Genomic DNA, 25,797 nt, shown 5'->3' on the forward strand with positions numbered 1-25,797 from the left:
GGTCATTCGCCAACGGATGGGGCCGCCCGGTGCAGTATTCAATCGACCCGGCGCGGCCGGATGCGCCCCCGGCTGAGATCGACCACGCGGGCGGCGATGGTATCGAGGCGGGCCAAGGGGGCGAGTACGGTCAGTTCGGCGCCATCGGCAACGAAGGTTTCCCGTTCGATCGCGCCGTCCATCTCGCGGATCCGCGCGGTGAGCAGTGCGAGTTCGGCGAAGTCGCAGTGGATAAGCAACCGCCCCATGGGGACGATCGCTACGCGCGGCGCAAGGCGCAGGCATTCCGCCGCCGTGCCGCCATAGGCCCGGGCCAGACCGCCCGCACCCAGCTTGATGCCGCCGTACCAGCGCGTGACCACGACGACCACGCGGTCACAGCCCTGGCCGTCGATCGCCTGCAGCATAGGGCGGCCAGCGGTACCACCGGGCTCGCCGTCGTCGTTGAAACGGTAGGCGTCGCCGATCCGGTAGGCCCAGCAGTTGTGCGTGGCTGTCGCATCGCCGGCGGCAGCGACGAAGGCAAGCGCTTCCGTCGTCGTGCCTACCGGTGCCGCTTGGGCGAGGAAGCGGCTCTTGCGAATGTCTTCCTCGTGCCGCCACGGCGCGGCGAGCGTTTCCAGCGCCACGCTCAAGGAGTCAGGTCACGCAGGTCTTGGGGCAGGTCGTAGCGCGGATAACGCCGACGAAGATCCTCAAGCTCACGTATCGCCTGGGCACGCTCGCCGCGACCGAGCAGGCGGCGGATCTCGCCGACGCGGTCGTCGGGGGCGAGGCTGGCTGGAACCGCGGCGTCGGCGGACACGGGAGCGGCGACCTTCTGCCGCAGCATGCCGGAAGGCCCAGGTCGGGCACGCTCGAACGGCGGCGCCGGAGAAAGCGCCGCGGATGCGTCGGCTTCCGCCGCATCGGGTGGGCCCACCGGCGGTGCCGGGGCAGGGATGGGTGCCTGGACAGGGGCCGGTGCGGCGGCTGGTGCCGTTAGCTTGGGGGACGCCGTCGGGGTCAGGCGGCGGACGGGGGCGCGAGACGAAGGCATCGCCGCTGAAGCGGCTCCCACATCAGGCATCGCCGCACCCCTTGAGGGAGCGGCTCCCACACCCGGCATCGCCGCACCTTTTGAGGGAGCGGATTTGGCTGTTGTGGGAGCCGCTTCAGCGGCGATGCCGTTGACGTCCTGCTGGGACGGACCCGGCTGCCCCTCACGCACCTGCCAGGCGACGCCGACAGCGAGGACCAGCACGGCCGCGGACGCGAAGGCGACAGGCCAGCGCGGGCGACGACTCACCGGCATCGCCCGCGCGGCGGCGAGCACCGTTGCATCGAGTGATGCGTCGGGCTCGGCCTTCGGCAGGCGCGCATAGAGCGCGGCGAATTCGCGCTCGTCGGGCAAGTCGTCGTCGCTGGGCGGGGGCGTGATCTGGGTCATGTCATTCGGTTACGAGTTCGCGGATCCGGGCCATGGCGTAACGAAGCCGCGATTTCGCGGTTTCGCGTCCTACGCCGGTGACAGCGGCGATGTCCTCCAGGGAAAGTTCGTTCTCCATGCGCAACACGAAGGCGGTGCGCTGTTCGTCGGGCAGACTCTCGATGGCACGCTGCATACGTCGGCGCTGCTCGAAATCCGATAACGCGTGTTCGGGCTGCTCTCGCTCGGGAGCGGCCTGCGCGGCGAACACGGCTTCGGCTTCCTCGGAGCCGGCTTGTGGGCGTTGCTTGCGGAAGCTGTCGATGGCCAGGTTATGGGCGATCTGCAGCAGCCACGTGCTGAACTTCGCTTCGGCACGATAGCGCTCGCGGGCGGCGATCACACGACTCCAGGTTTCTTGGAACAACTCGTCGGCGACCGCGCGATCCTTCACCGTTCGCAGGAGGAACCGGTAGAGCGGACCCTTGTGCCGGGCGTACAGCTCGGTGAAGGCGGCCGCATCCCCGCTCGCCCAGGCGAGCATCAGTCCGCCATCGTCGGCCAGGGGAGCATCCATGGCCGGGGAGGGTACGTCATCCGGGTGGTATTCGGCGATGGGCAGGGTCGTGGTTCCGTTCAATCGCCGATGAATCGGCTCCCACACAAGGCTGACCTCGTCGCGAGGCCACCGGCTGCCACACAGGGCGGACCTCGTCGCGAGGGCCACCGGCTGCCACACAAGACGGACCTCGTCATGAGGGCCGCCGGCTTCCTGTGGGGCCGATTCAGCGGCGGTGGTTACTTGCCTCGGCGAACGAACGTTCCGGCCACCGGTTGCTCGGTCTGCATGCCACCGGCCAACGCTGCCAACCTTGCCATTGCCGCTCGATAGCCACCCTCGTCCTTACCCAACGAGCCGCGCGCCAGCGCAGCTACCTTGTCGTAACCGAAGCCTTCGACATATTTGCCGCCACGCAGGTTCTCGGCGAACGCGGCCACCGAGGCGGCGAAGCGCAGCCGTTCGCTGGGCGCGACCGCTACCTGTGCCGACAGCGGTTGTTCGATCAGTTTGCTCGCGCCACCTTCCGCGGCCTTGTAGCGAAGCCGGAGGAAGGCCAGTTCGTTGCCCTTCGCCACGACCGCGGGTTCGCCGCCGTAGCGCAGTGGATCGACCTGCGCGCCCGGCGCACCCTTGAGGGTGATTTCATAGAGAGCGGTGACGTTCGCGCCGGCACCGATCTCCCCCGCATCGACGGCGTCGTTATTGAAGTCCTCGCGAGCCAGCACGCGCTTCTCGTAACCGATCAGGCGGTACTCGGCGACGACACCGGGATTGAATTCGACCTGGATCTTCACGTCCCTGGCGATCGTCATCAGCGTGGCCGACATCTCGTCGACCAGAACGCGGCGGCCCTCGTCCAGGCTGTCGATGTAGTGATGGCTGCCATTGCCGACGTCAGCCAGTTCCACGGCCATTTCGTCGTTGTAATTGCCTTCGCCGAAGCCCAGCGTGGTGAGCGCTACGCCGCTCTTTCGCTTCTCGGCGATGCGGTCCTTGAGCGACTGCACGCCGGTCGTGCCGACGTTGAAGTCACCATCCGTGGCGAGGATGACGCGATTGACGCCGCCCTCGATGTAGCCCTTCGCCGCCTGCGCATACGCGAGGTCGATGCCGGCGGCCCCGTTGGTGGAACCGCCGGCGGCCAGGGCGTCGATCGCCGCGGTGATCGTGGCGTGCCGGTCGCCGGGCGTGGAGGGAAGCGCGACGCAGGTGGCGCCGGCGTAGGTCACCAGCGAAACACGATCCTGCGCGCGAAGCCTGGGCACGATCTGCTTCAGCGAGGCCTTCAGCAACGGCAGCTTGTCCGGCTCATCCATCGATCCGGAGACGTCGACGAGGAAGACCAGGTTGGCCGCGGGAATCTCGCTGGCCGGCACCTTGTATCCCTGGATGCCGACCATCAGCAACTGGCGGTGGCTGTTCCACGGCGCGGGCGCCAGTTCGGTGGTCACGCTGAAGGGGCGCGAGCGGTCCGTCGGCGGCGCATAGCCGTAGTCGAAGTAGTTGATGAACTCCTCCGTGCGGACGGCATCGGCGGGTGGCAGACGTCCTTCGTCGAGCATGTGGCGCACGTTGGTGTACGAACCCGTGTCGACGTCGATACCGAACGTCGACACCGGATCGCTGGCGGCCAGGTGTACCGCGTTGGCTTCCCTGTGTTTGTAGTTGTCTCGATCGATCGGCTGGGATGGGGCGAAGCCGTACATCGACATGCCGCCCGCCACTTTCCGCAGACGCGAGGCAACGACCCCATTCGCCGCATCCGCTTCCGCCATGACCGGAGATGCGGCCGGCTCGGCAGGCTGCGGCACGGCAGCTGGCGCCGGTACCGATGCGGCTCGCCGCGCCATCATGGGAATGGGCATGGGCCGCCCGGGCCCATAGCCATGCACGGCTTGCTCGCAGGGAGCGTCGTTGAATACAGGCGGGATGGGCGCCACGCGCTGGCGGGGGGAAGTGTCGGTAGCGACGCTTCCCGCCGCGGCGACGAGGCCGGCGAACAGCAGGGGCAGGGTGATGCGGAACGTATTCATCGTGCACGGCCTCGTGGGGGACATACAGATGAAACGTCGGCACCTGCGAAAAGGGGTTAAGCGCGCTCCAGTCGGGCGTCGCCCTGCGCGCCGATGCGGTTGCGGCCGGCGTTCTTCGCCCGGTAGAGCGCACGGTCGGCGGCGTTGAGCAGGTCCAGCGGGCCACCGTTGGCATTGGCCAGCAAGGTGGCTACGCCGATGGTGATCGTCAGCACGCCGAACGGGCTGAGCGGATGCACGATACCTTGCGCTTCCACCTGGGCGCGCAAGTCTTCGGCCAACGCCACGGCGTCGGACAGTCGCGTACCGGGCGCGACCACGGCGAACTCCTCGCCACCGAAACGGGCGATGAAGTCGCCCGCCCGCAGGCTGCGACCCGAGAGCACGGAGGCGAGCGCGCGCAGGCAGTCGTCCCCGGCGAGGTGGCCGTAGCGGTCGTTGTATTCCTTGAAGAAGTCCACGTCGATCATCAGCAAGGCGATCGGCTCGCGCTGCGCGGGACGGTGCCATTCCCGCAGGAGACGCTCGTCGAGGGCACGGCGATTGGCCAGCCCGGTGAGACTGTCGGTGAAGACCAGGCCTTGCAGCTCGTCGCGGCTGAGCGACAGGCGGTATTCCTCCTCGACCAGGTCCACCTGGGCCAGGGTGCCGCGAAGGCCGATCCCGATCACCGCGGCGATCGCGCCGCCGATACCGAGCGACGGATAGACCGGGATCACCATCAGGCCGAAGCCCAGCACGCTCATGGCGAGGAAGGTGGGACTCGCACTCTGCACGAAGCGGATCAGGTACACCGGCGGGTGCCAGTGACGCTGCGGTTGTCGCGTCATGGTGACGACGAAAAGCGCCAGGAAGGGCAGGTCGAGCAGGACGTCGAACACCGACGTACCGAAGTCGGGGTGACCGTTGAGCGCGACGTAGTGGTTGTACGAGAAGCCGGAGACCGCGTAAACGACGAAGAAAGCCATCACCGCCCGGAAAAACGCGTGATCGTCGGCGCGGTCCGTGGCGACGAAGCGCAGCAGCGCGGCGACGGCCAGGCACACGTTCTCGAAATCGAGCATGTAGGCGACGTCGACCGCCTGCTGCGGACCGATCGCGCCTTGCAGCGTCACGATGGAGAACGTGCGGATGTAGAAGAGCACGCCAAGCAGGCCGGCCAGGACCAGATCGATCGCCATCGCCCATTTCTTGCGTGCGGCGACAGGAGCGGACGACACCGCGACGAGTACCGGCAGCACGTACAGGATGTAGAAGAACATGCTGTCGCCGGGGGCGGGGTTGGAATTGTCGAGCACGTAGTTCTGTCGCGCCGACAGCGACATGCCGACGGTCCACAGGCCGAGGCTGGCCAGGAGCAGCCACCAGCGGTGGTCACGTGGCGTGCCCGAACGCGTCCAGGCCCGGTACGCGCTGAACATGGCGAGCGCGGCCACCGAGAAGAAGAACGTGTACGAGATCGCCATGCCGCTATCGGGCAGGACCGCCAGCGCGGCTGCGTGAGCCCCAACGATGGCCGCTGCGGCGATGAGTGCTTTCATGGCGTGCCTCCCCCGACCTGCAACGCACTCATCTTATCGGCCGCGGGGGCGGGAAGTTGAGCGGCATCCCGCTGAATTCTACGTACTACCCCACGGCAAATGTGAAGATTTCAGGCAGCGCGGATGGCACCCTTGGCGATGACCGGGCCAGTGGGCTGCCCGGTCGGGGAGCCACCGACCGGCTCCAGCGAGACGGCGAGGGCGGCCGTCGGGCCGAGGCGATCCAGGAGGTCCTTGTCCAGGTGGAACCGTTTCGGATCGCCCGGTGGGAAGACGCCGACCGAGATCGGAGCGCCCCCGGCGGGAATCAGCCACAGCTGCGTGTTGCGGTCGGTCGCGACGTTGGCCGGGCTCGCCGGCACGACGAGCAGCTCGGAGCGGTCGATATCCATGGTGGCCGTCCACCCGGCGACGCCGTTGTCACCGGCGATGGTCGAGACCATCAGCACGGATGCGTGCGCCGCGGTCGGCGGTGCCAGTGGTCGGGTCACGGTGATGACGAGCAGGCAGGCGGCTACGGCCGTCGCGCCGACGCCGATCCAGCGCCACAGCCCGAGGCTGTCCCAGATACTGCTGCCCGTGCGCGCCGCCGCCGGCGACGGCGGCGCGGCATCGAAGGCGAGGCGACGCCGGATGCCGGCCCAGACATGCGCCGGTGGCGCGACATCGGTGACTTCCATCGCCAGGGGGGTGAAATGACGCTGCCACAGCGCGACCGCGGCGGCTGCTTCCGGGCTGGTCTCGACTTCGTGGGCCACCGCGGCGCGCGCGTCGGCATCCAGCAGGCCGAGCACGTACTCCGCGTAGCGCAGGTTGTCTTTATCGGATTCGAAGGTGCTGTTCATGGATTGAGGCACGCCCTGAGTTGCAGGAGACCGCGACGAATCCAGCTTTTCATGGTGCCGAGGGGCACCTTTGCGCGTTCCGCCAACTCGTTATACGTAGCGCCGCCGAAAAAGGCTTCACGGATCGAGCGACGCTGCTGGATTTCCAGTTCGGCCAGGCAGGCCTGCAGGTTGCGATAGTCCTCGTCGCTTTCGGCGCCATGCGCGGGACCGGGGCCTTCATCGACCAGGGTTTCCCAGTCCACTTCCACCGGACGCAGATCGGGCCGCTGGCGCAGGCGGTCGATCGCCTTGTTGCGGGCGACGGTAACCAGCCAGGTAAGGGCACTGGAGAGCTTCGCGTCGAAACTGCGAGCCCGCTTCCACACCGTGACAAAGGCTTCCTGGAGCACTTCCTCGGCCTCGTCACGGTCGCCCATCAGCCGCACGCAGACGCCGAAAAGGCGCGACGAGGTGCGCCGGTAGAGCTCCTCGAAGGCACGCTGGTCTGCGTCCGCGGTGCGTAGCAACAGTCGATTCAGCTCGTCGCGTTCGGCGGGGCTGGTGGCTGGCATGCGTGGGTCCTTGTCCTTGTACGGGCTGGCGGCGATCGGTCGATCTATGCGGAGCGATCTATAACATGACCGTGGTCGGGGCGTCGCGATCCGCATCCGCCCTTCACGCCGACTCGTATCCACTGTCACGTATCCCTTTCGAGGACGAGCATTCCGTGAGGCTTCTTTCTTCCGCCCCGATCGTCCCGCTCGCCGCTGTCGCCTGCCTGGCCGCCGCCGCCCCTGCCGCCGCCGCCGAACGCTTCGTCGGCGATGCCTATGCGCCCGATAACGGCCAGTTGCTCTATCGCGAAGTCCACACCGTGGGCACCGGTCGCCAGGTGGTGCAGTACCAATGCCCCGACGGGAAGGCATTTGCGCGGAAGGTGCTGGAGGGCGGTGGCACGGCGATCGGGCCGGACTTCAGCTTCGTCGATGCGCGCAATGGCGACGCCGAAGGGGTGCGCTCCAGGGAAGGCACCCGCAGTGTCTACGCCAAGCGCGGTGCCGCCGCCGAAGTGGCCAAACCGCTCCCCGCGAAGAAGGACGGGGTGATCGATGCCGGGTTCGACGTCTATGTGCGTACGCATTGGGACGCCATCGGCAAGCGCGGCGACGGTATTCCATTCCTGCTGCCGGGGCGCTTCGCCTTCTACAACGTACGCCTGGTGGACGGCGAAACGGCCGGTGGCCTGCGGCGCATGACGATGAAACTGGATGCCTGGTACGCCTTCGCGGCACCCACGGTCGTACTCAGCTACAGCGTCAACGACCGTACGCTGCGCCGTTTCGAGGGCATGGGCTCGATTCGCGGCGAGAACGGCAAGTTGCGCGCCGTGCGTATCGAGTTCATGCCGGACAAGCGAGAGGGCAAGGTCGCCGATGCCGCCGTCGACGAGGCGCTGTCGACGAAGCTGGACGGTCGCTGCACCATCTAGGCCAGGTTCGTGCATCCGTGACCCGTGGCGCCCCGTATAGGTAAGGGAACGCCAAGGGAGTCCACATGAACGTCCGCCCCACCGCCACTTACGAAGCGCCTCCGGTGGCACGCCGTGTCGGCACGATACGCCGTTGGTTCGATACCTCGAACGCGGCTCCGGTCGATCCGTCGAAGGGCGACCGCATCGACTGGCTCCGCGCCTCGCCTTTCGTGGTCATGCACCTGGCGTGCTTCGGCGCTTTCCGGACCGGCGTCTCCCCGGTCGCGGTGTGGGTTGCGGTGGCGCTCTATGCGGTGCGCATGTTCGCCCTGACCGCGTTCTACCACCGCTACTTCTCGCATCGGACGTTCCGCACCTCGCGTCCGGTACAGTTCGTCTTTGCCCTGATCGGCGCGAGCTGCGTGCAACGGGGGCCCTTGTGGTGGGCCGCCCATCATCGCCACCACCATCGTCATACCGACACGGCGCTGGACCCGCACTCGCCGGGCGTGCATGGCTTCCTCTGGAGCCATGTGGGCTGGTTCCTCACCCCGAACGGCTTCCGCACCGAGATCGAGCGCGTGCCGGACCTGGCGAAATATCCGGAGCTGCGTTGGCTGGACCGCTACGACACGGCCATCCCCGTGCTTCTCGCCATCGCCCTGTTCGGCCTGGGCAAGCTCCTGCAACACGTCGCGCCAGGTCTCGGCACCACCGGCTGGCAGATGCTGGTCTGGGGCTTCTTCATCTCCACCACGGTGTTGTTCCATGCCACGGTGACGATCAATTCGCTGGCCCATCGTTTCGGCCGCCGTCGTTTCGACACGGCCGACGACAGTCGCAACAACGTGTGGCTGGCACTGCTCACGTTCGGCGAAGGCTGGCACAACAACCATCACTTCTTTCCTGGCACCGTTCGGCAGGGCTTCCGCTGGTGGGAAATCGACCTGACGTATTACGGCCTGCGCGCGATGTCGTGGCTGGGCCTGGTGCACGACCTCAAGCCGATCCCGGCCTGGGTCGCGGCCAAGGCGAGGCGCTGAGCATGCGCGTCGCCGTCGTCGGTTCGGGTATCGCGGGGTTGGCCTCGGCATGGCTGCTGTCCCGCACGCACGCCGTGACGCTGTTCGAAGCCAACGGATATCCTGGCGGCCACACGCACACGCACGACATCCGCCTGGACGGTCGCGAATACACCGTCGACACCGGCTTCATCGTGCACAACCGCGCGCATTACCCCCTGTTGTCGGGCCTGTTCGACGAACTCGGCGTGGCGACCCAGCCGACGACCATGAGTTTCTCGGTGCGTAACCAGGCCAGCGGCCTCGAGTACAACGCGGCCAACCTGGATACGTTGTTCTGCCAGCGCCGTAACCTGGTATCGCCACGTTTCTACGGCATGCTCCGTGACCTGATGCGCTTCTATCGCGACGCACCGGCCTTGCTCGACGAGGCCGGCGAAGGTCCCTCCCTCGGCGAGTATCTGGAGCGCGGCGGCTACGGCGAAGCCTTCCGTGAGGAGCACCTCGTGCCGATGGCCTCCGCGCTGTGGTCGTCGCCTTCGGCCACCATTCTGCGGTTCCCCGCACGTTACCTCGTGCGGTTCATGGCCAATCACCAGATGCTGAGCCTGTCGGGACGGCCGGAATGGCGCGTGGTCACGGGTGGGTCGCGGCGCTACGTGGATGCGCTGCGCGCGCGCTGGTCGGTGGAAGAACGCCTGCACACGACCGTCGTCGGCGTGCGCCGCTATGAGGACAGCGTGGATGTCGTGACGCATGCCGGCACGTACGCCTTCGACGAGGTAGTACTTGCCTGCCACAGCGACCAGGCGCTGGCGCTGCTGGCCGATGCCGATGGGGTGGAGCGCTCGATCCTCGGGGCGATGACCTATCAGTCCAACGACACCGTGCTGCATACGGATGCGTCCTTGCTGCCACGCTCACGCAAGGCCTGGGCGGCATGGAACGCCTTCATTCCCGCCGATGCCGGCGATGCCTGCACGGTCAGTTACTGCATGAACCTGCTGCAGGGATTTTCCTCGCCCGATCCCTTCGTCGTCACGCTCAACCGCAGCGAGGCCATCGATCCGCGGCGGATCCTGCGGCGCATGCATTACCGGCACCCCGTGTATACGCATGCTTCCGTCGCCGCGCAGGCGCGCAAATGCGAGATCCAGGGGCTTCGCCGCACATGGTTCGCCGGCGCGTACTGGGGCTGGGGTTTCCACGAGGACGGCATGCGCAGCGCCGTCGAGCTGGCGCGGGACTTCGAGCGCGCGATGGCCACACGGGGCAGGGCGACCGCATGAGCGACCGCTTCGCCAGCGCCGTGTACGAGGGCATCGTGACGCATCGCCGGCATGCCCCGCACGAGCATGCTTTCACCTATCGCATGGCCCAGATCTATCTGGATCTGGACGAAGTGGATCGCGTGTTCGCCGATCGCTGGTTGTGGTCGGCAAGCGGTCGGAACGTAGCCGAGTTCCGGCGCTCGGACTATCTCGGTGCGCCGGACGTGCCGCTGGCCGAGGCCGTGCGGGAGCGGGCGAGGGTGTCGCTGGGATATCGCCCGGCCGGCCCCGTGCGTGTGCTCACCCACCTTCGCTACGCGGGCGTCGTATTCAATCCGGTGACTTTCTATTACTGCTTCCGGGTGGATGGCGTCACGCTCGATTGCGTCGTCGCCGAGATCACCAATACCCCGTGGCGCGAAAGGCACAGCTATGTGCTCGCGGTGGACGAAGGCGCTGAAGGCCATGTCGTCGACGCGACCTTTCCCAAGGCCTTTCATGTGTCGCCGTTCATGCCGATGGAGCGCGAGTATCGCTGGCGCTTCACCCGCCCCGACGAGCGAATTCGCGTGCATATGGACGTGCTGCGTGACGGTGTGCGCGAGTTCGACGCGCATCTGTCGCTTCAACGGCGGGAGCTCGGCGGCGCCTCGCTGGCGCGCGTTCTGTGGCGCTATCCGCTGATGACGGCGAAGGTCGTCGGCGCGATCCACTTCGAAGCGCTACGCCTCTGGCTGAAGCGCAATCCCGTTCACGACCATCCGGTGAGAACCCCATGAATGCCATCGTCACTCGCGAACGTGCCGCGCCGGCGCCTCGAACGCTTCGTCTCCTCCGCCACATGCTGCTGTCGAGGATGCGCGGCATGCGCCATGGCCGGCTGGTCATCGACGACCCGCTCGGGCGGGTCGAACTCGGCGAGTCGACGGCGTCGCAACCGGACCTCGTCGCGCACATCCAGGTGAACGACCTCGCGTTCTATCGCGCCGTTGCCGCCCATGGCAGCGTCGGCGCGGGCGAGGCCTTCATGGATGGCTTGTGGCATTGCGACGACCTGGTGGGTCTTATTCGCCTGCTGGTGCGCAACCGCGACCGCCTCGACAGCATGGAATCGGGTCTGGCACGCCTGGGCGGCCTGGCGATGAAGGGTTGGCACGCCCTGCGCCGAAACACGCGCGACGGCAGCCGCCGCAACATCGCCGCGCATTACGACCTGGGTAACGATTTCTTCGGTCTGTTTCTTTCGGCGGACCTGATGTATTCGTCCGCGCTTTGGGAAGCCGACGACGACACGCTGGAGACGGCTTCCACGCGCAAGCTCGATCGCGTCTGCCAATGGCTGGACCTCAAGCCCGGCGACCGGGTGATCGAGATCGGCACGGGGTGGGGCGGGTTTGCTGTGCACGCCGCACGCCGATACGGTTGTCATGTAACGACCACCACGATCTCCCGCGAGCAGCACGCGCTGGCCGCCGAGCGTGTGAGGGAGGCCGGCCTCGACGATCGCGTGACCCTGCTCCTGGAGGATTACCGCGACCTCACCGGTACCTACGACAAGCTGGTGTCGATCGAGATGATCGAGGCCATCGGCGCCCCTTATCTCGACACCTACTTCGCCAAGCTCGGCAGCCTGGTGCGACCGGGTGGCCGGGCGCTCATCCAGGCGATCACCATCGAGGATCATCGTTACGCACAGGCGCTGGCGTCGGTCGACTTCATCAAGCGCCACGTCTTCCCGGGCAGCTTCATTCCGTCGATCCACGCCATGCTGGCGGCGAAGACGCGCGTCACCGACCTTGCGCTGGTGCGGCTGCAGGACTTCGGCCTGTCGTATGCGCGGACCCTCGCGGCCTGGCGGAAACGTTTCCTCGACAGTCTTGGCCAGGTGCGTGGGCAGGGCTTCGACGAGCGCTTCATCCGCTCTTGGGAGTTCTACCTCGCTTATTGCGAAGGAGGCTTTCTCGAGCGCTCGATCGGCGTCTCGCACGTGTTGATGGAGAAGCCGATGCATGGGAGCAGGGCGGGATGATCGCTTCCTGGAGCAGCGTCATCGGCTATCAGTTGGTCTGGTTCGTCGCGGTGATCTTTGCCGGGCGTGGCGAGCCTTGGCCGGGTGTGATCGCAGCGCTGGCGTTCGTCGGCTGGCAGCTCGGCGTGTCGGCGCGACCCCGCGCGGCCTTGCGGATCGTGACGATCGCCGTGCTGTGCGGCGTGACGATCGACGGCCTCGTCCGGGGATGGCATCTGGCCGACTACGCCGCGGCCATGCCGGCGCTGCCGACGGCGGGTGCGCCGCTGTGGATCCTCGGCCTGTGGGCGTGTTTCTCGCTGACCCTGGGCGGCCCGTTGCGGGCTCTGGGGACACGACCGGTGCTCGCCGTCCTCATCGGCGGCATCGGTGGGCCGCTGGCCTATGCGGGCGCCGCGAGCGGCTGGGCCGCGCTGACCTTCGAGGCTCCGGCGTGGCGCGCCCTTGCCGTGCTCGCCGCCGGTTGGGCCATGGCGATGCCCTTGCTGGCGGCGCTGAGCCATCGATGGCTCCTGGTGAGGGCGCCCGCATGAGCACGGTGAATACCTTGCTGGTGATCTGGCTGGCCTCGGCCTGGCTGATGACGGCGGGATGGGCATGGCAGCGCCGCCACCGCAATGCGGGCATCGTCGACGTGCTGTGGTCGGTGGCGGTGGGAGCGGCGGCCGTGCTGGCTGCTCTGGTCGGTTCGGGTGCGCCGGTCACGCGTGTTGTCACGGCCGTGCTCGGCGGTCTCTGGGCCTGTCGTCTTGCCTGGCATCTCTGGCGACGTGTGTCCGCTGAAGAAGAGGATGGCCGCTACCGTGCGCTGCGCGAACACTGGCATGGCAGCCAGGGCAAGTTCTTCGGTTTCTTCCAATTCCAGGCCTTCCTCGTCGGTCTGTTCGCCGTGCCATTCATCGCGGTGGCCGCTAATCCGGTGTCCTCGATGGCCGCCATGACCGTGGCGATCGCTATCTGGCTGGCCAGTGTCGGCGGCGAAGCCCTGGCGGATCGCCAGCTTGCCGCGTTTCGCGCCGATCCGGCGAACAAGGGCAAGACCTGCCGCGACGGGCTCTGGCGCTACTCGCGCCATCCCAACTACTTCTTCGAGTGGCTGCACTGGTTCGTCTACGTGGTGTTGGCCATCGGCTCCCCGCTGTGGTGGCTGGCATGGAGCGGTCCCGTGGTGATGTTCCTGTTCCTGCGCTTCGTCAGTGGCGTGCCGTACACCGAGACCCAGGCCTTGCGCTCGCGTGGCGACGCCTATCGTCGCTACCAGCGCGACACGCCGATGTTCTTTCCGTGGTTTCCGAAACATGAGAGCGATAACGCATGAACACCGCCGTCAGCAATGCCTTGTACGCCCGTGAAGATCGTGCCGGCTCCGGCTTGCTCGGCCTGGCCGAGCGTGGACTGCTTCCCGACGCCCTGCTGCGCGCGGGCATTCGCCGGCTGTGCGCGAAGCGCCTCGCCGAAGAGGGCGCGGGTGGTCTCGACGCCGTGGCCGAGCGCTTTCAGAAGCGCATCGACGGACTGAAACACAGCGAGGTTGCGATCCACACCGACGCCGCCAACGGCCAGCACTACGAGCTTCCGCCACGTTTCTTCGAGCTGTGCCTCGGGCCCCGCCTGAAGTATTCGGGTTGCTACTACCCGACCGGTAACGAATCGCTAGCCGAGGCCGAAGAGGCGATGCTCGCGCTCTACGCGCAACGCGCCGAACTGGCCGACGACCAGTCGATCCTCGAACTGGGCTGTGGCTGGGGATCGCTCACCTTGTGGATGGCCCAGCGCTATCCGCGGTCGCGCATCACGGCGGTGTCCAACTCGGCGGGCCAGCGCCGGCATATCGAAGCGAACTGTGCCGCGCGCGGCATCCATAACGTGAACGTGATCACCGCGGACGCCAACACGCTGGAACTGGGCCCGACCCAATTCGACCGTTGCGTGTCGGTGGAGATGTTCGAGCACATGCGCAATTACGAGACGTTGCTCTCGCGTATCTCGCACTGGCTGCGTCCGGGCGGCAAGCTGTTCGTGCACATTTTCGCCCATCGGACCCTGATGTATCCCTTCGAAACCGAAGGCGAGGACGACTGGATGGGCAAGCACTTCTTCACCGGCGGCCTGATGCCCGCCTCGGACACCCTGCTGTGGTTCCAGCAGGACCTGGCCATCGAACGCCGGTGGCATGTCGACGGCACCCACTACCAGCGCACCGCCAATCACTGGCTCGCGAATCAGGACATGGCCCGTGAAGAAATCATGAAGGTCCTCCAGGGGGCCTACGGCGACGCGGCGGGACTATGGTTCCAGCGCTGGCGCATGTTCTGGATGGCCTGTGCCGAATTGTTCGGCTATGCGGGCGGGCAGGAGTGGCTGGTGGCGCATTATCGGTTCGCCAAACCCGGCTAAGGCGGTCAGAAACGTCCAATCCGGCCAGCTTTGCCTGCGGGTAATGTCACCTGTTCCGGATTGTCGCCTTGGAAACGGCAGCCCGTGGTCGCACGATGTGTGACTTGCACCGCAGCCGCATGAAGGAGAGCGCCATGTCCTCCCGTCCCGTTCGCATTCCCGGGCCCGACCATCCGATCACCGTCACCCCGTCGGGCGGCCGCGTGGTCGTGCGCGACGGCGACCGCGTGATCGCCGATACCCGTAACGCGTTGACCCTGAAGGAGTCGACGTATCCGGCGGTGTTCTACATTCCCCGCGCCGATGCCGATATGGCCTCGCTGACGAAGACCGAACACCACTCGTACTGCCCCTATAAGGGCGAGGCATCGTATTTCAGCCTGCCGGGTAACGCCGAGAAGGCGATCAACGCCATCTGGACTTACGAGGCGCCGTACGACGCCGTGGCGCCGATTCGCGAACATCTCGCCTTCTACGCCGATCGCGTCAGCATCGAGCACACGCCGGGCTGATCGGCCAGGGCAGGGAACCACACACATGCAAGCCATTGTCGATACCACCTGGGCGCCTGGCGCCGCCGCGGCGCCGCGATGTCAGGCCGGCCAGTCGCTTCTTGCCCGCTACGACGCCGTTCGTGCGCGTACCGAAGCGCTGGTCGAATCGCTCGACGCCGAGGACATGGTCGTCCAGTCCATGCCCGATGCGAGCCCCGCGAAGTGGCATCTCGCGCACACCACCTGGTTCTTCGAAACCTTCGTGCTAGGGCCCAACGTGCCGGGCTACAGGGTGTTCGATACCGACTTCGGCTACCTCTTCAATTCGTACTACGAAGCCGTCGGCCCACGGCATCCGCGTCCTTTGCGCGGTCTGCTCACGCGCCCCTCCGTGGCACAGGTGTTCGCTTACCGCCACCATGTCGATTCGCATATGCGGGCCTTTCTGCAGGAGCATCCTTCGGCGGAGTTGGAAGCACTGCTACGCCTGGGCTTCGCTCACGAGGAACAGCACCAGGAACTGCTGGTGATGGACGTGCAGCACCTGTTCGCCCAGTCGCCGCTCAAGCCGGCCCTGGCGCCGGCGTGGTCCACGCAGGCCCCTGGTCCCGGCGGGCGGTTCCGTCGTGTCGGTGGCGGCCCCGTGCGCATCGGTGCCGTGGATGCGCTATTCGCCTTCGATAACGAAGGTCCGCCGCATACCGTATGGCTGGAGCCTTTCGAGATCTCGGACCGCCTGGTGACCAATGGGCAGTGGTTGGCTTTCATGGCGCTCGGCGGCTATCGACGTGCCGATCTGTGGCTTTCCGATGGTTGGGCACAGCGTCAGGAGGAAGGCTGGGAAGCACCGCTGTATTGGCGCCGCGAGGACGATGTCTGGTCGCACATGACGCCGGCCGGCTGGAAGCCGGTCGACCCCGATGCCGCCGTCACGCACGTCAGCTACTACGAGGCTGACGCGTTTGCCCGCTGGGCCGGCGCACGCCTGCCGACGGAAGCGGAATGGGAACACGCCGTGCGCACGCGTCGCGACCTCGACCAGGTGGCCGATGTGGCATGGCAGTGGACCGCCAGCGCGTATTCGCCGTACCCCGGCTTCCGTGCGACGGACGATGCCGTGGGCGAATACAACGGCAAGTTCATGAGCGGCCAGATGGTGTTGCGTGGCGGTGCCAGCGTGACGCCCCCCGATCACGTTCGCCCTTCGTACCGCAATTTCTACCGTCCGGGTCAGCGCTGGATGTTCTCCGGCCTGCGCCTCGCGCGGGATGTCGGTAGCTCGCCCGACGACGACAGGCTCACCTTCCTGCGTGACACGCTCGCCGGTCTGTCCGCCTCGCCGAAGGCTTTCTCGCCGAAGTACTTTTACGATGCCGCCGGATCGACCTTGTTCGAAGCGATCTGCGTGACACCGGAGTACTACCCGACGCGTACCGAAACCGCGCTCCTGCACGACATTGCGCCAGCGCTGGCGACAACCATCCCGGACGGTGCCGTGCTGCTCGAGCTGGGCAGCGGGGCAAGCGACAAGACACGCGTGCTGCTGGATGCGGTACCGCAGATTTCGGCCTATGTCCCAGTCGACATCAGCGTCGATGCGCTCAACGGCGCGGTGGAACGGCTGCGTTCGGCGTATCCCGCGCTGGAAGTTCACCCGGTGGTGGGCGATTTCACTCGTGCCATCGAGGTGCCCGAGGCGCTCGCCGGGCGGCCTGTCGTGGCGTTCTTCCCCGGTTCGACGATCGGCAACTTCGTTCCGGACGAGGCAATCGCCCTGCTGCGATCGGTCCGCGAACGCCTCGGTCCGGATGCCCATTTCATCGTCGGCGCCGACCAGGTCAAATCGGTCGACACGCTGATCGCCGCTTACGACGATGCCGAAGGCGTCACCGCGGCGTTCAATCGCAATGTGCTGGTGCGCGTCAATCGCGAGCTGGGTGGCGATTTCCATCCGGACGCCTTCGAGCATCGGGCCGTGTGGAATGCGCAACGCGAACGCATCGAGATGCACCTGGTGAGCCGCCTGGCGCAGCAGGTGACGGTGGCTGGCCAGCACTTCGCCTTCGCCGCCGGCGAGTCGATCCACACCGAGAACTCGCACAAGTTCACGCCGGCATCCTTTGCCCGCCTGGCCGAAGCCGGCGGCTGGCGGATCGATCGGGAGTGGATTTCGCCGGATCCCGCATTCGGGGTGTTCGCGCTGGTGGTCGCTTGACGAATTCGCCTTCTAGCGGACCTCGTCCACGGTCATGTAGCCGGCCTCGCTCACGCTGACGACGGCGCGGCGATGCGCCTGGATACTCAGGGCATCCTCGGTGGTCGCGCCGATCACACGCGCCGTGGCTTCGACGCCCACCGGGTCGTTGCCGCGGCGTTTCTGCTTTCCGGCGAAACGTGCGTGGTTGTAGGCCGACCAGGCAGAGAAGACCAGAGCGCAAACGATGGCCGCGATCAGCACGACGTTGATGTCGCCTCCCTTGCGTGCCGGCTCGAGCACGTGTAGCTGCAGCCAGGCATTGCGCAGGCCGAAGGCCCAGGCGCCCAAGGTGAGCAGGGGGAGCCAAAGGAAGGCCCAGAACAACCACGCCACGATGGTGACGACGCCGAACATGGCCTTCTGTACGGACGACTGGCGCTCGGGGCGCTGGATCAGGATGGCTTCGGCTTTCATCGCAGTCCCCGGTCCGGGCTGATCCATACCGCACGCGTACCCTTGCGCTTGAGCAGCGCCTTGGGCATCGCGACGATGGAGGTTGCCGTGTTGAGGGTCCAGTACACCAGCGGGTACCAGATCATCCAGTAATAATTGCGCCCGATGCGCGTTTCGTAGCGCCGGTCCACCAGCAGGCTGATCAGGAACTGCAGCAGGCAGATCGCGCCAAGCACGACGCCATGCCATTGCGGCAACAGGGTTTCGATGTACAGCGAGGGCGGCAGCACGACGATGCGCCCGAGCACCCATAGCGTGACGATGATCGCCATGGTGTAGGACCAGACCAGGCTCGTCACGTATTCGATGGCCACCGGCCACATACGACGCTGCCGCCACGCGAAAAGCTGCTTCGTGTAGCGCAGCAGTACCTCCGAGCCGCCCTGGGCCCAGCGCAGGCGCTGCTTCCACAAGCCGCGGATCGTTTCGGGCATCAGGATCCAGCACAGGGCGTTCGGCTCGTAGCGGATCTCCCAGTGGCGCATCTGCAGGCGCCAGCTGATGTCGATATCCTCGGTGACCATATCGGTATTCCAGTAGCCGACATCGTGCAACGCGCTCTTGCGAAAGCCGGCAATCACGCCGGATACGGTGAAAATGCGGCCGTAGACACGCTGCGCGCGCTTTATCAGGCCGATGATCGAGGAGAACTCACCCACCTGGAGCTTGCCCAGCAGGGTGGATCGATTGCGGATACGGGGATTGCCGGTGACCGCGGCCACTCGCGGGCTCTCCAGCATGTGCGAAAGCAGCCAGTGCGTGGCGTAATCGTCGAGCAGCGCGTCGCCGTCGACGCAAACCAGGAAATCCGCGTTGGACGCCAGCGCGGCGGCACGCAGACCCATCGCCTTGCCCTGGTTGCTCGCCATGTGGATGACGCGTAGCGCAGGGTATTGGTCGAGCAATTGATCGAGCTGGGCGCCGGTGTCGTCGGTCGAGCCGTCGTTGATCGCGATGATTTCGAAGTTCGGGTACTGCTGCGAGGCGAGGTGGGCGATGGTCTCGCGGACCTGCTCTCCTTCGTTGTGGCAGGGCACGACCAGGGTGACCATCGGATACGACGGTAGTTCGGGAGGCTTGACGCGTACCGGCTCGTTGCGCTCCCAACGCATGAAATAAATCACGCCGCCCGTCATCCACATGAGCGACATCACCGGCGGATAGAAGAACGCAAACTCGAGCAGGGCGTGAAGCATGCCACCGTTCATCGCGTCGGCTCCGGATAGGGGTAGTCGGACGCCGAGATAGCGGGGCGGATCGTCTCCCGTCCCGGATGGTCGCGCAGGAAGTCGTCCGGGTAGTAACCGATGTGTCGCGCGCCCGCGGCCTGTACGGTGCGCATGCGCAACGCAAGGTCACGGTCGCCGATAGGCGTGTGCGTGCGCCAGTCCTGCGTGGCGAATTCGAACAGCGTGCGGTCGAACCCGTCCGGAACGGCGCCGACCGCCGTGGCCAGGTGCCTGTACCAACCCAGGCGATCCGATTGCTGGTCCAGCTGCGGCATCGCCATCACGGCGGTCGTGTCATAAGCCTTGATGAAGGCCGGCAGGCTTTGCGCCGTCCATGCCTCTGCATTCGGCTGCAGGATGGGGCGGGCGAACATGTTGCGAGCCGTGAGCAGTTGCGGGCGCCATTTGCGCATGCGCTCGGAAAGTTCCAGCGTGAAGTCGATCAGGGCCTGGGTGTTCTGCGCCGGGGTGTTCTTTGCCCACGGGCCGAGGTTATCGGTATCGCGGATATAGGCGTCGTCCGAGAACAGCACGCCGGCGGTGTCGGCATGCATGGCGAGGTCTTCGTAGATGTCGCCGATCATCGCGCGCACCTTGGGGTCGTACGGCGCCAGGCGGAAGTGATCGCCGCCGGGCTTGGGTTCGCCGGCGAGGGAGGGCAGGTCCTTGCCATCCGGGAAGCGGAAGGCGAGGACCGGCATCCACGCGTAGACGCGAACACCCGCGCGCGTGCGCAACTGCCAGGACACACGCGAGAACAGGTCGGCGCGCATCGGCAGGTGGCGATTGGGGAAATAGACCGCGTCCGCCACGCCGTCGCCGTCGGGATCCGCATAGGCCTGCAACCAGACCTGGCTGGGATGCAGGCGCTTGATGCGGTCGAGCAGTCTCGACAGATTCCGGTCCTGTTGCGCGGGATCGGGGTCGTAAACGTAGTCGAGATCCACCTGTACGGCGCGTGCGGGATCGATACGGTCCTGATGACGCATGAGCCAGCCCAGGCGGTTGGCGGTGACGTTGCCACTGACCAGGAGACGGGGAATGGTCTTGCCGACTTCGAGCGTGGGCAGGCGGTCGCCGAGACTGAAGGTCACCGGCATGCCGTGCTCGGCGGCTACTTCGCGGCCCACCCGCGTATAGGCACCGTAAGGCCAGGCGACCGCGCGCGGACGGACGCCGGTGTGCTCGGCGATCTCATCGGCGCTGTGTTGGAGATCGGCGCCGACACGCACGCGGTACTGCGCTTCGTCTTCGTAGGCCTGGGTCTTGTCGTCGTAGCGCAACGAGGCGGCCGCCGGCAACAGGTTGCCTTGCGGATTGCCGTTGGTACCTTCATGCAGTGCCCAGGAGTGGGAGGCGAATTCCACCAGCCCGCCCTTGTGCATCTCCTCGACCTGGTTCCAGGTGAGGAAGCAGTCGCGGTCGCAGTCGGAACCGTTGTACGGCATGCGCTTGCCGGCGGGCATGTCCATCCACGAGCCAACGAGGGCGGCGACGGCGGGATAGTCGTATGCACGTAACAGCGGATACACGCGGGTGTAGAAGCTCTCCAGACCGTCGTCGAACGTGAGCAGCACGGCATTCGGCGGCAGGGCGGCACCGCCATGGCTGGCGTCGACGACCTGCTGCAGGCTGACGACGTTGTATCCGTTGGCCTTGAGCCAATCGAAATGCGAGATGAGGTGATCGGTACTGGTCGCATCGGGATCGCGATCGGCCTTCACCCCGACATCGTCGCGGACGTCGTGATAGGCGAGCACGATCAGCGAGGGCCGTACCGGGGCGATGGCCTGCGCAAACGCGGGAAGCGCGAGCCCGCACAGGGCCAGCAGGAACAACAGGGGACGCATGACTCTCATTCTCCCCAATGCAGGGTCAGATCGAGGACGACGCGATGTTCGCGGCGGCCGTCGTAGGGTTGGTTGTGCCAGCCGATGCCCCAGCCCAGGCGAATGCCCGCGCGCGGCTGGAAGATCTGGCCGTAGCGCACGCTGGCCATCCAGTCGCTGGCATAACCCTTTTCGTCGTACTCGCCGACGGCGACGTCGATGCGCTGGGTGACCTGGCGCTCGTAGAACTGGCCGAGCAGGTTTTCCAGGCGGCCGGTGAGCGCATAGCTGTTGTCGCGACGGGGGTTGAAGTAGGGTCGATCGGTCTGCGTATTCATCGATCCGCCCAGTTCGACGCCACCATCGAGCGTGAGGTTCGGTGCCGTGTAGACGCGCTGGGTGAACGCCGCCAGCCAGCTCGTGCGCTTGTTGCCGTCACTGAAGTTGTCGCGTGCGACGCCGAGGCGGGCTTGCGTGAGTTCGCTCGCCCGCCAGGTCACTGCGGTTTCAAGGGTCTTGGCCGAGATGCCGTAGTACTGGGCGCGTAGCGGTGTGTCTTCGCCTGCCGTGCTGAAGTCGGCGGCGAGGGCCCAGTGGTCGTTGAGCGACCAGTTCACGCCGGCTTCCAGAGCCGTCTTGCCCACATAACGGTCGGCTGCGGGCAGCGCCTGCACGTACGCTTCCAGACCACGCGCGTAACCGCGGATACCGAGGCCCATACGCGTGCGGCGGACGTCGCCTTCCGGCAGGGCGGCGGTGGCATAGCGGCCCAGCGCGACGACCCGCCAGTGATCGTCGATCAACGGACTTGCGATCGTCGCCAGAGTGGCGCTGTCCCGGTCGCCGTAGTCGGGACTGGAGCCTTTGCCGTTTTCCTGGCTGATGTCGAACTGCCAGCCCCGCTCGCGCTCCCACGATTGCACGGCGCGATCGACACGCTCCGTGCGACTGCCCAGCACCTTGGCCTCGGCGAGGTGCTCGTCGATACCTTCGTAGTCGGTGAGGGCGCGTTGCGTGTCGACCTCATCGAGGTAGGAGTCGACGTCGCGCGGGTTCAGCGTATCGGCGATGGCGAGGTCGTCCTGTGCACGCCGTGGCCAGCCGCGGGCCAGTTCCACGGTTCCCAGCTGGCGGCGGATCTCCGAGTCGGCCGGTGCCTCGCGGCTAAGCGGCTCGATGCGCGCATAAGCATCGGCAGGCATATTCACGATCGTGCGTAACGAGACCGCCGCGGACTCGGCGTCGTACTTGCGTGGATTCTGGATCGGTAGGCGGATACCGGACACGCGAACCCATGGCGGTTCTTTGGACGCGAGGCCGTCGATCGTAGCGATCGCCTTGTTCGTCTGACCCGACTCCGCGTACGCATACATGAGGCCGATGCGCGGATCGAGATCGGCGGCGTCGTATGGACCGGGATCCTTCGCGATGCTGTCTTCGTACACCTGTGCGGCTTCCGCCGGCCGACGTTTCGCCAGGAGGGCATCGGCCGCATTGCGTTCGGCGTAGGCGGGCAGGGCCACGCCTTGCTTGTGCAGGGCATCGTAACGCTGCACGGCTTCGTCCATGAGGCCGGCCTGGTCGAGGGCGACGATGAGGTCGAACTGTTCCCGAAGCCGCATGTCCGCCGGAAGCAGGGGATCGTCGGCCAGGCGTCGGGCGTCGACGGCCGCGCGATCCGCTTCGGCGTAGGGCGCACGCGGATCCGCCGGGGCACCTTCGGCCCAGCGGGTCTCGCGGGCCACGTGGTCGGCTTCGAGCCGGGCCCTGTCGGCGGTACTCTGCGGTGGCTGCAGAGTCGACGCCAGTTCTCTGGCGCGAGTGGTGGCGCCTATTTCCGTCAACAAAGCGACGTTGAGCGCCTGCGCCTCGCGGTCATCCGGCCACCGGTCAAGGATCGACTGAACCTGCGCCAGTGCGTCCACGCGGTGACCACGGTCGCGCTCCTGGCGCACCTTCGCCATCAGTACATCCCGTTCCGCAGGCGCCGCGGCCCAGGCCACCGGCCCGTGCAAGGCCAGGAGTAACGCCAGGCACAGCCGCGCGCGTGGCGGACGGCTGTCTCGCCGAAACATCGTCAAAGTCGATCCCATGCCTACAACATGACCTGTATCTGTCGCGCCGGATGTCCATTCCCGGCAACGGAGTGAGAAAAGCGTGCCATCTTAGAGGCAAGTTAGAAGCAAGCATCGTGCCGCCTGACATGGGATTCCCCGGTTGGGACCGAACCACGTGGCGCTGGCCTGGCGACGCATGGCGGCACGTGGAAGGGCGACGCTCGACGTCGTCGTCCTGTCGATCGATATGCTCATAATCGGCAAGTTTGGCTATTTCGCGTTGACGTTTTGTGTAGGACTTATTGCGTCGGTTCAGATTGCGCTGGCTCCGCGTGCGCGAGTTCGAAACCTTCGTCGAGCCACCCCGTGATACCGCCTGCCATGACCTTCACCGGCCGGCCGAGGCTGGCCAATCGTGCCGCACCGCGTGCCGCACCGTTGCAATGAGGGCCGGCGCAATAGGTGACGAAGAGTGTCGATGCGGGCCATGCGGCCATGCGCGAGGCAACGATTTTGCCGTGCGGCAGGTTGATCGCGCCCGGGACATGCCCCTGCGCGAACAGGCTGGCGCTGCGGACATCGAGCAGGACGAAGTCGGGCTCGTCGTGAGCCAGCGCATCGTGGGTGTCCCAACAGTCGGTTTCGAAGCGGAACTGCGCCTCGAAATGAGCGAGAGCGACATCGGAAGCGGCGGCGGGTACGCGGGTGACTGCGCTGGGCATGGGGGGGCTCGTGGTGGTGAACATGCAAGCCATTGTCCCGATGGCGGTTGCACGTCATAGTGGCTTAAACGCCATCATGCGATCAGATCATGCCAACCTTTCGTGAGCCGCCGAATTCTCTGGTCGTCGCCCTCGTCTACGAAGGTCTGTGCATGTTCGAGTTCGCCAGCGCCGCCGAAGTGTTCGGCCTGGCGCGGCCGGAGTTCGGCGAGGACTGGTACCGCTTCGAAACCTGCGCAGCCGAACCTGGACCGATCCGCGGCCAGTACGGCACGCGGATCCAGCCCGATGGCGGTCTGCAACGGCTTGCCGAGGCCGGGACGATCATCGTGCCGGGCTGGCAGGGCATCGATGCGCCGGTGCCTGCGTGTGTCGTGGCTGCGCTTCGCCTTGCACATGCGCGTGGCGCAAGGCTGCTCTCGATCTGCTCGGGGTCGTTCGTGCTGGGCGCGACCGGCCTGCTGGACGGGCGCCGCGCCACGACGCACTGGCGTTACGCCGACGCGATGCGCACGCGTTTTCCTGCCATCGAGGTCGATCCCGCGGTGCTGTATGTCGATGAAGGCCAACTGCTCACCTCGGCGGGTAGCGCGGCGGGGCTGGATCTGTGCCTGCACCTGATCCGGCGTGATCACGGCCCGGACATCGCCAACCACGTGGCGCGACGCCTGGTTATTCCGCCGCACCGGGACGGCGGGCAGGCCCAGTACGTCGAACGTCCCATGGCGAAGCGCGAGCGCGACCCGTTGGCCGCGGTAATGGAGACCATGCGTCGTCGCCTCGCCGATGACCTGCCACTCCCCACGTTGGCCGCCATGGCGGCGATGAGCGAAAGGTCCTTTATTCGTCGCTTCAAGGCGTCTACCGGAACGACGCCGGCGGAATGGCTGACGACGCTGCGCGTCGACCGCGCCCGCGAGCTGCTCGAAGCGTCCACGTTGTCGATCGACCTGATCGCCGGCCAGACCGGACTTGGCACGGCGACCACGATGCGCCACCACTTCCGGCGCAAGCTCGGTACCAGTCCGGGCGCTTACCGACAGCGGTTCGCCACTCGGTAGCCAGACGGGCTGGCCACTCTCGCGGTTCCTGTCTTCGTTCAGGCGATCGATGCGCAGTGCGGCATTTATGATGTCCGCTCATAGGACTATGCCAACACCTGACCTGTTGCCCTGACGGGCCGGGCCATAGGATGGCAACGATATTCACCAAGGAGAACCCATGTCGATCCCCTCCCTCACGTCGCTGCCTTCCATGGACGATGTCGCCGCGGTAGCGCCAGCCCTGGCGGCTTACACCGCCGAGGCACTCGACGCGGACGTGTGGACGCGTCCGGGTCTCTCGGTGCGCGACAGATGCATCGTTACCGTGTCGGTCCTGATTGCAAAGGCGCAGCTGCCTGGCTTGCCTCACTACTTCGCCAAAGCGCTCGACAGCGGTGTCACTCCTTCGGAGCTGTCGGAAATCATCACTCATCTCGCCTTCTACACGGGCTGGATGAATGCGTACGCCGCGGTGGCGCCGCTCGCCGCGAGCCTGGCCGAGCGCGGCATGTCGCCCATGCCCTTGCCAGCGACACCGTCGAGGCTGCTTCCACTGGACGAAGAGACCGAGGCAAGACGGGCTGCGATGGTCGAGCAGAACCTGGGCGATGTCGCTCCCGGCGTGGTGCGCTACACGACCGAGCTGATTTTCCGCGATCTCTGGCTTCGCCCGGATCTGGCGCCGCGCGATCGTAGCCTCGTCACGGTGTGTGCGCTCACGGCGACCGCGCAGGTCGCGCAGATCTCGTTCCATCTCGACCGTGCCATGGATAACGGGTTGACGCGGGCCGAAGCTTCCGAGGTGTTCACCCACCTGGCGTTCTACACGGGCTGGCCGGCGGTGATGTCGGCGCTGCCGGTGGTGAAGGACGTCTTCGCGTCGCGACGCAAGTAAAGGCAAAAAAAAGGTTCTTCGCGGAAGTCCGGGGACGCCGACGCCGAAGGCATTGGTTCACTCAGCGGCGGAAGCCGCGGCGGCGGACTCGGACGTGGCGGCGCAGAGCCTTCGGTGCCCTGAAGTGGTCAAGTATTTCTAGACACCCGATAGGGCGTTTTTCGGACCGACAGCATTTCGTGGATGGCTGGCGGGATCTGTCCGTTGGCCGCATGCAGGCGCCGATAGTTGTAGTACGACGTCAGGAAGATCGTGGC

24 protein-coding genes are annotated in these 25,797 nt (G+C 66.3%); 12 read left to right on the plus strand and 12 right to left on the minus strand.

Annotated features, from left to right (window positions below; genetic code table 11):
• Positions 1-38 precede the first annotated feature (38 nt).
• The 7 genes from VM621_RS07515 to VM621_RS07545 all read right to left on the minus strand — a co-directional run bounded on the left by VM621_RS07515 (position 39) and on the right by VM621_RS07545 (position 6,943).
• On the minus strand, positions 39-635 hold the full coding sequence (locus tag VM621_RS07515; protein ID WP_325468345.1) for a YigZ family protein: 597 nt from the start codon (positions 633-635) through the stop codon (positions 39-41).
• Positions 632-1,429: a hypothetical protein gene (locus tag VM621_RS07520; protein ID WP_325468346.1), complete on the minus strand. Its 798-nt coding sequence runs from the start codon at positions 1,427-1,429 to the stop codon at positions 632-634. The genes VM621_RS07515 and VM621_RS07520 overlap by 4 nt, the downstream gene beginning before the upstream one ends.
• Position 1,430: 1 nt before the next feature.
• Positions 1,431-1,985: an RNA polymerase sigma factor gene (locus tag VM621_RS07525; protein ID WP_325468369.1), complete on the minus strand. Its 555-nt coding sequence runs from the start codon at positions 1,983-1,985 to the stop codon at positions 1,431-1,433.
• Between the two features lie 221 nt (positions 1,986-2,206).
• Positions 2,207-4,003, minus strand: coding sequence for a VWA domain-containing protein (locus VM621_RS07530; RefSeq protein WP_325468347.1), 1,797 nt, complete (start codon positions 4,001-4,003; stop codon positions 2,207-2,209).
• 56 nt (positions 4,004-4,059) lie between these two features.
• Positions 4,060-5,544, minus strand: coding sequence for a GGDEF domain-containing protein (locus VM621_RS07535; RefSeq protein WP_325468348.1), 1,485 nt, complete (start codon positions 5,542-5,544; stop codon positions 4,060-4,062).
• Between the two features lie 110 nt (positions 5,545-5,654).
• On the minus strand, positions 5,655-6,389 hold the full coding sequence (locus VM621_RS07540; RefSeq protein ID WP_325468349.1) for an anti-sigma factor: 735 nt from the start codon (positions 6,387-6,389) through the stop codon (positions 5,655-5,657).
• Entirely contained in the window at positions 6,386-6,943 is a 558-nt protein-coding gene (locus VM621_RS07545; protein WP_325468350.1) for a sigma-70 family RNA polymerase sigma factor, read from the minus strand. Before VM621_RS07545 ends, VM621_RS07540 begins: the two co-directional genes overlap by 4 nt.
• Positions 6,944-7,098: 155 nt before the next feature.
• Between VM621_RS07545 and VM621_RS07550 the strand changes: the two genes are divergently transcribed.
• From VM621_RS07550 to egtB, 10 genes are all read left to right on the plus strand, one after another.
• Positions 7,099-7,860 (plus strand): hypothetical protein, encoded by a 762-nt coding sequence (locus VM621_RS07550; protein ID WP_325468351.1) that lies wholly within the window; start codon positions 7,099-7,101, stop codon positions 7,858-7,860.
• A gap of 65 nt (positions 7,861-7,925) precedes the next feature.
• Complete coding sequence (locus VM621_RS07555; RefSeq protein WP_325468352.1) at positions 7,926-8,885, plus strand: acyl-CoA desaturase; 960 nt, start codon at positions 7,926-7,928, stop codon at positions 8,883-8,885.
• A gap of 2 nt (positions 8,886-8,887) precedes the next feature.
• Positions 8,888-10,153, plus strand: a complete 1,266-nt coding sequence (locus VM621_RS07560) for an NAD(P)/FAD-dependent oxidoreductase (RefSeq protein ID WP_325468353.1) — start codon at positions 8,888-8,890, stop codon at positions 10,151-10,153.
• On the plus strand, positions 10,150-10,914 hold the full coding sequence (locus VM621_RS07565) for a DUF1365 domain-containing protein (protein WP_325468354.1): 765 nt from the start codon (positions 10,150-10,152) through the stop codon (positions 10,912-10,914). Before VM621_RS07560 ends, VM621_RS07565 begins: the two co-directional genes overlap by 4 nt.
• Positions 10,911-12,164 (plus strand): cyclopropane-fatty-acyl-phospholipid synthase family protein, encoded by a 1,254-nt coding sequence (locus VM621_RS07570; protein ID WP_325468355.1) that lies wholly within the window; start codon positions 10,911-10,913, stop codon positions 12,162-12,164. Before VM621_RS07565 ends, VM621_RS07570 begins: the two co-directional genes overlap by 4 nt.
• Positions 12,161-12,697, plus strand: coding sequence for a DUF2878 domain-containing protein (locus tag VM621_RS07575; protein WP_325468356.1), 537 nt, complete (start codon positions 12,161-12,163; stop codon positions 12,695-12,697). Before VM621_RS07570 ends, VM621_RS07575 begins: the two co-directional genes overlap by 4 nt.
• Complete coding sequence (locus VM621_RS07580) at positions 12,694-13,482, plus strand: DUF1295 domain-containing protein (protein WP_414674505.1); 789 nt, start codon at positions 12,694-12,696, stop codon at positions 13,480-13,482. Before VM621_RS07575 ends, VM621_RS07580 begins: the two co-directional genes overlap by 4 nt.
• On the plus strand, positions 13,479-14,561 hold the full coding sequence (locus VM621_RS07585; RefSeq protein ID WP_325468357.1) for a cyclopropane-fatty-acyl-phospholipid synthase family protein: 1,083 nt from the start codon (positions 13,479-13,481) through the stop codon (positions 14,559-14,561). Before VM621_RS07580 ends, VM621_RS07585 begins: the two co-directional genes overlap by 4 nt.
• Positions 14,562-14,695: 134 nt before the next feature.
• Positions 14,696-15,073: a DUF427 domain-containing protein gene (locus VM621_RS07590; protein ID WP_325468358.1), complete on the plus strand. Its 378-nt coding sequence runs from the start codon at positions 14,696-14,698 to the stop codon at positions 15,071-15,073.
• A 25-nt stretch (positions 15,074-15,098) separates the two neighbouring features.
• Entirely contained in the window at positions 15,099-17,270 is a 2,172-nt protein-coding gene (egtB, locus tag VM621_RS07595) for an ergothioneine biosynthesis protein EgtB (RefSeq protein ID WP_325468359.1), read from the plus strand.
• Between the two features lie 12 nt (positions 17,271-17,282).
• Here the strand turns inward: egtB and pgaD are convergent, their stop codons facing one another.
• The 5 genes from pgaD to VM621_RS07620 form a co-directional block, all read right to left on the minus strand.
• Positions 17,283-17,726: a poly-beta-1,6-N-acetyl-D-glucosamine biosynthesis protein PgaD gene (pgaD, locus tag VM621_RS07600; RefSeq protein ID WP_325468360.1), complete on the minus strand. Its 444-nt coding sequence runs from the start codon at positions 17,724-17,726 to the stop codon at positions 17,283-17,285.
• Entirely contained in the window at positions 17,723-18,973 is a 1,251-nt protein-coding gene (gene pgaC, locus VM621_RS07605; protein ID WP_325468361.1) for a poly-beta-1,6-N-acetyl-D-glucosamine synthase, read from the minus strand. Before pgaC ends, pgaD begins: the two co-directional genes overlap by 4 nt.
• Positions 18,970-20,844 carry a poly-beta-1,6-N-acetyl-D-glucosamine N-deacetylase PgaB gene (gene pgaB, locus VM621_RS07610; RefSeq protein ID WP_325468362.1) on the minus strand — a complete coding sequence of 625 codons (1,875 nt, stop codon included), beginning with the start codon at positions 20,842-20,844 and terminating at the stop codon, positions 18,970-18,972. Before pgaB ends, pgaC begins: the two co-directional genes overlap by 4 nt.
• Positions 20,845-20,849: 5 nt before the next feature.
• Complete coding sequence (gene pgaA, locus VM621_RS07615; RefSeq protein WP_325468363.1) at positions 20,850-22,787, minus strand: poly-beta-1,6 N-acetyl-D-glucosamine export porin PgaA; 1,938 nt, start codon at positions 22,785-22,787, stop codon at positions 20,850-20,852.
• A 392-nt stretch (positions 22,788-23,179) separates the two neighbouring features.
• Positions 23,180-23,602, minus strand: a complete 423-nt coding sequence (locus VM621_RS07620; RefSeq protein ID WP_325468364.1) for a rhodanese-like domain-containing protein — start codon at positions 23,600-23,602, stop codon at positions 23,180-23,182.
• An 89-nt stretch (positions 23,603-23,691) separates the two neighbouring features.
• On the opposite strand from VM621_RS07620, the gene ftrA reads away from it, so the two are divergent.
• Both ftrA and VM621_RS07630 read left to right on the plus strand, forming a co-directional pair.
• Positions 23,692-24,663, plus strand: a complete 972-nt coding sequence (gene ftrA / locus VM621_RS07625; protein WP_325468365.1) for a transcriptional regulator FtrA — start codon at positions 23,692-23,694, stop codon at positions 24,661-24,663.
• 160 nt (positions 24,664-24,823) lie between these two features.
• Entirely contained in the window at positions 24,824-25,540 is a 717-nt protein-coding gene (locus VM621_RS07630) for a carboxymuconolactone decarboxylase family protein (RefSeq protein WP_325468366.1), read from the plus strand.
• The last annotated feature ends 257 nt before the right edge of the window (positions 25,541-25,797 follow it).

Source organism: Luteibacter sp., assembly GCF_035539195.1.
Classification (GTDB): domain Bacteria; phylum Pseudomonadota; class Gammaproteobacteria; order Xanthomonadales; family Rhodanobacteraceae; genus Luteibacter.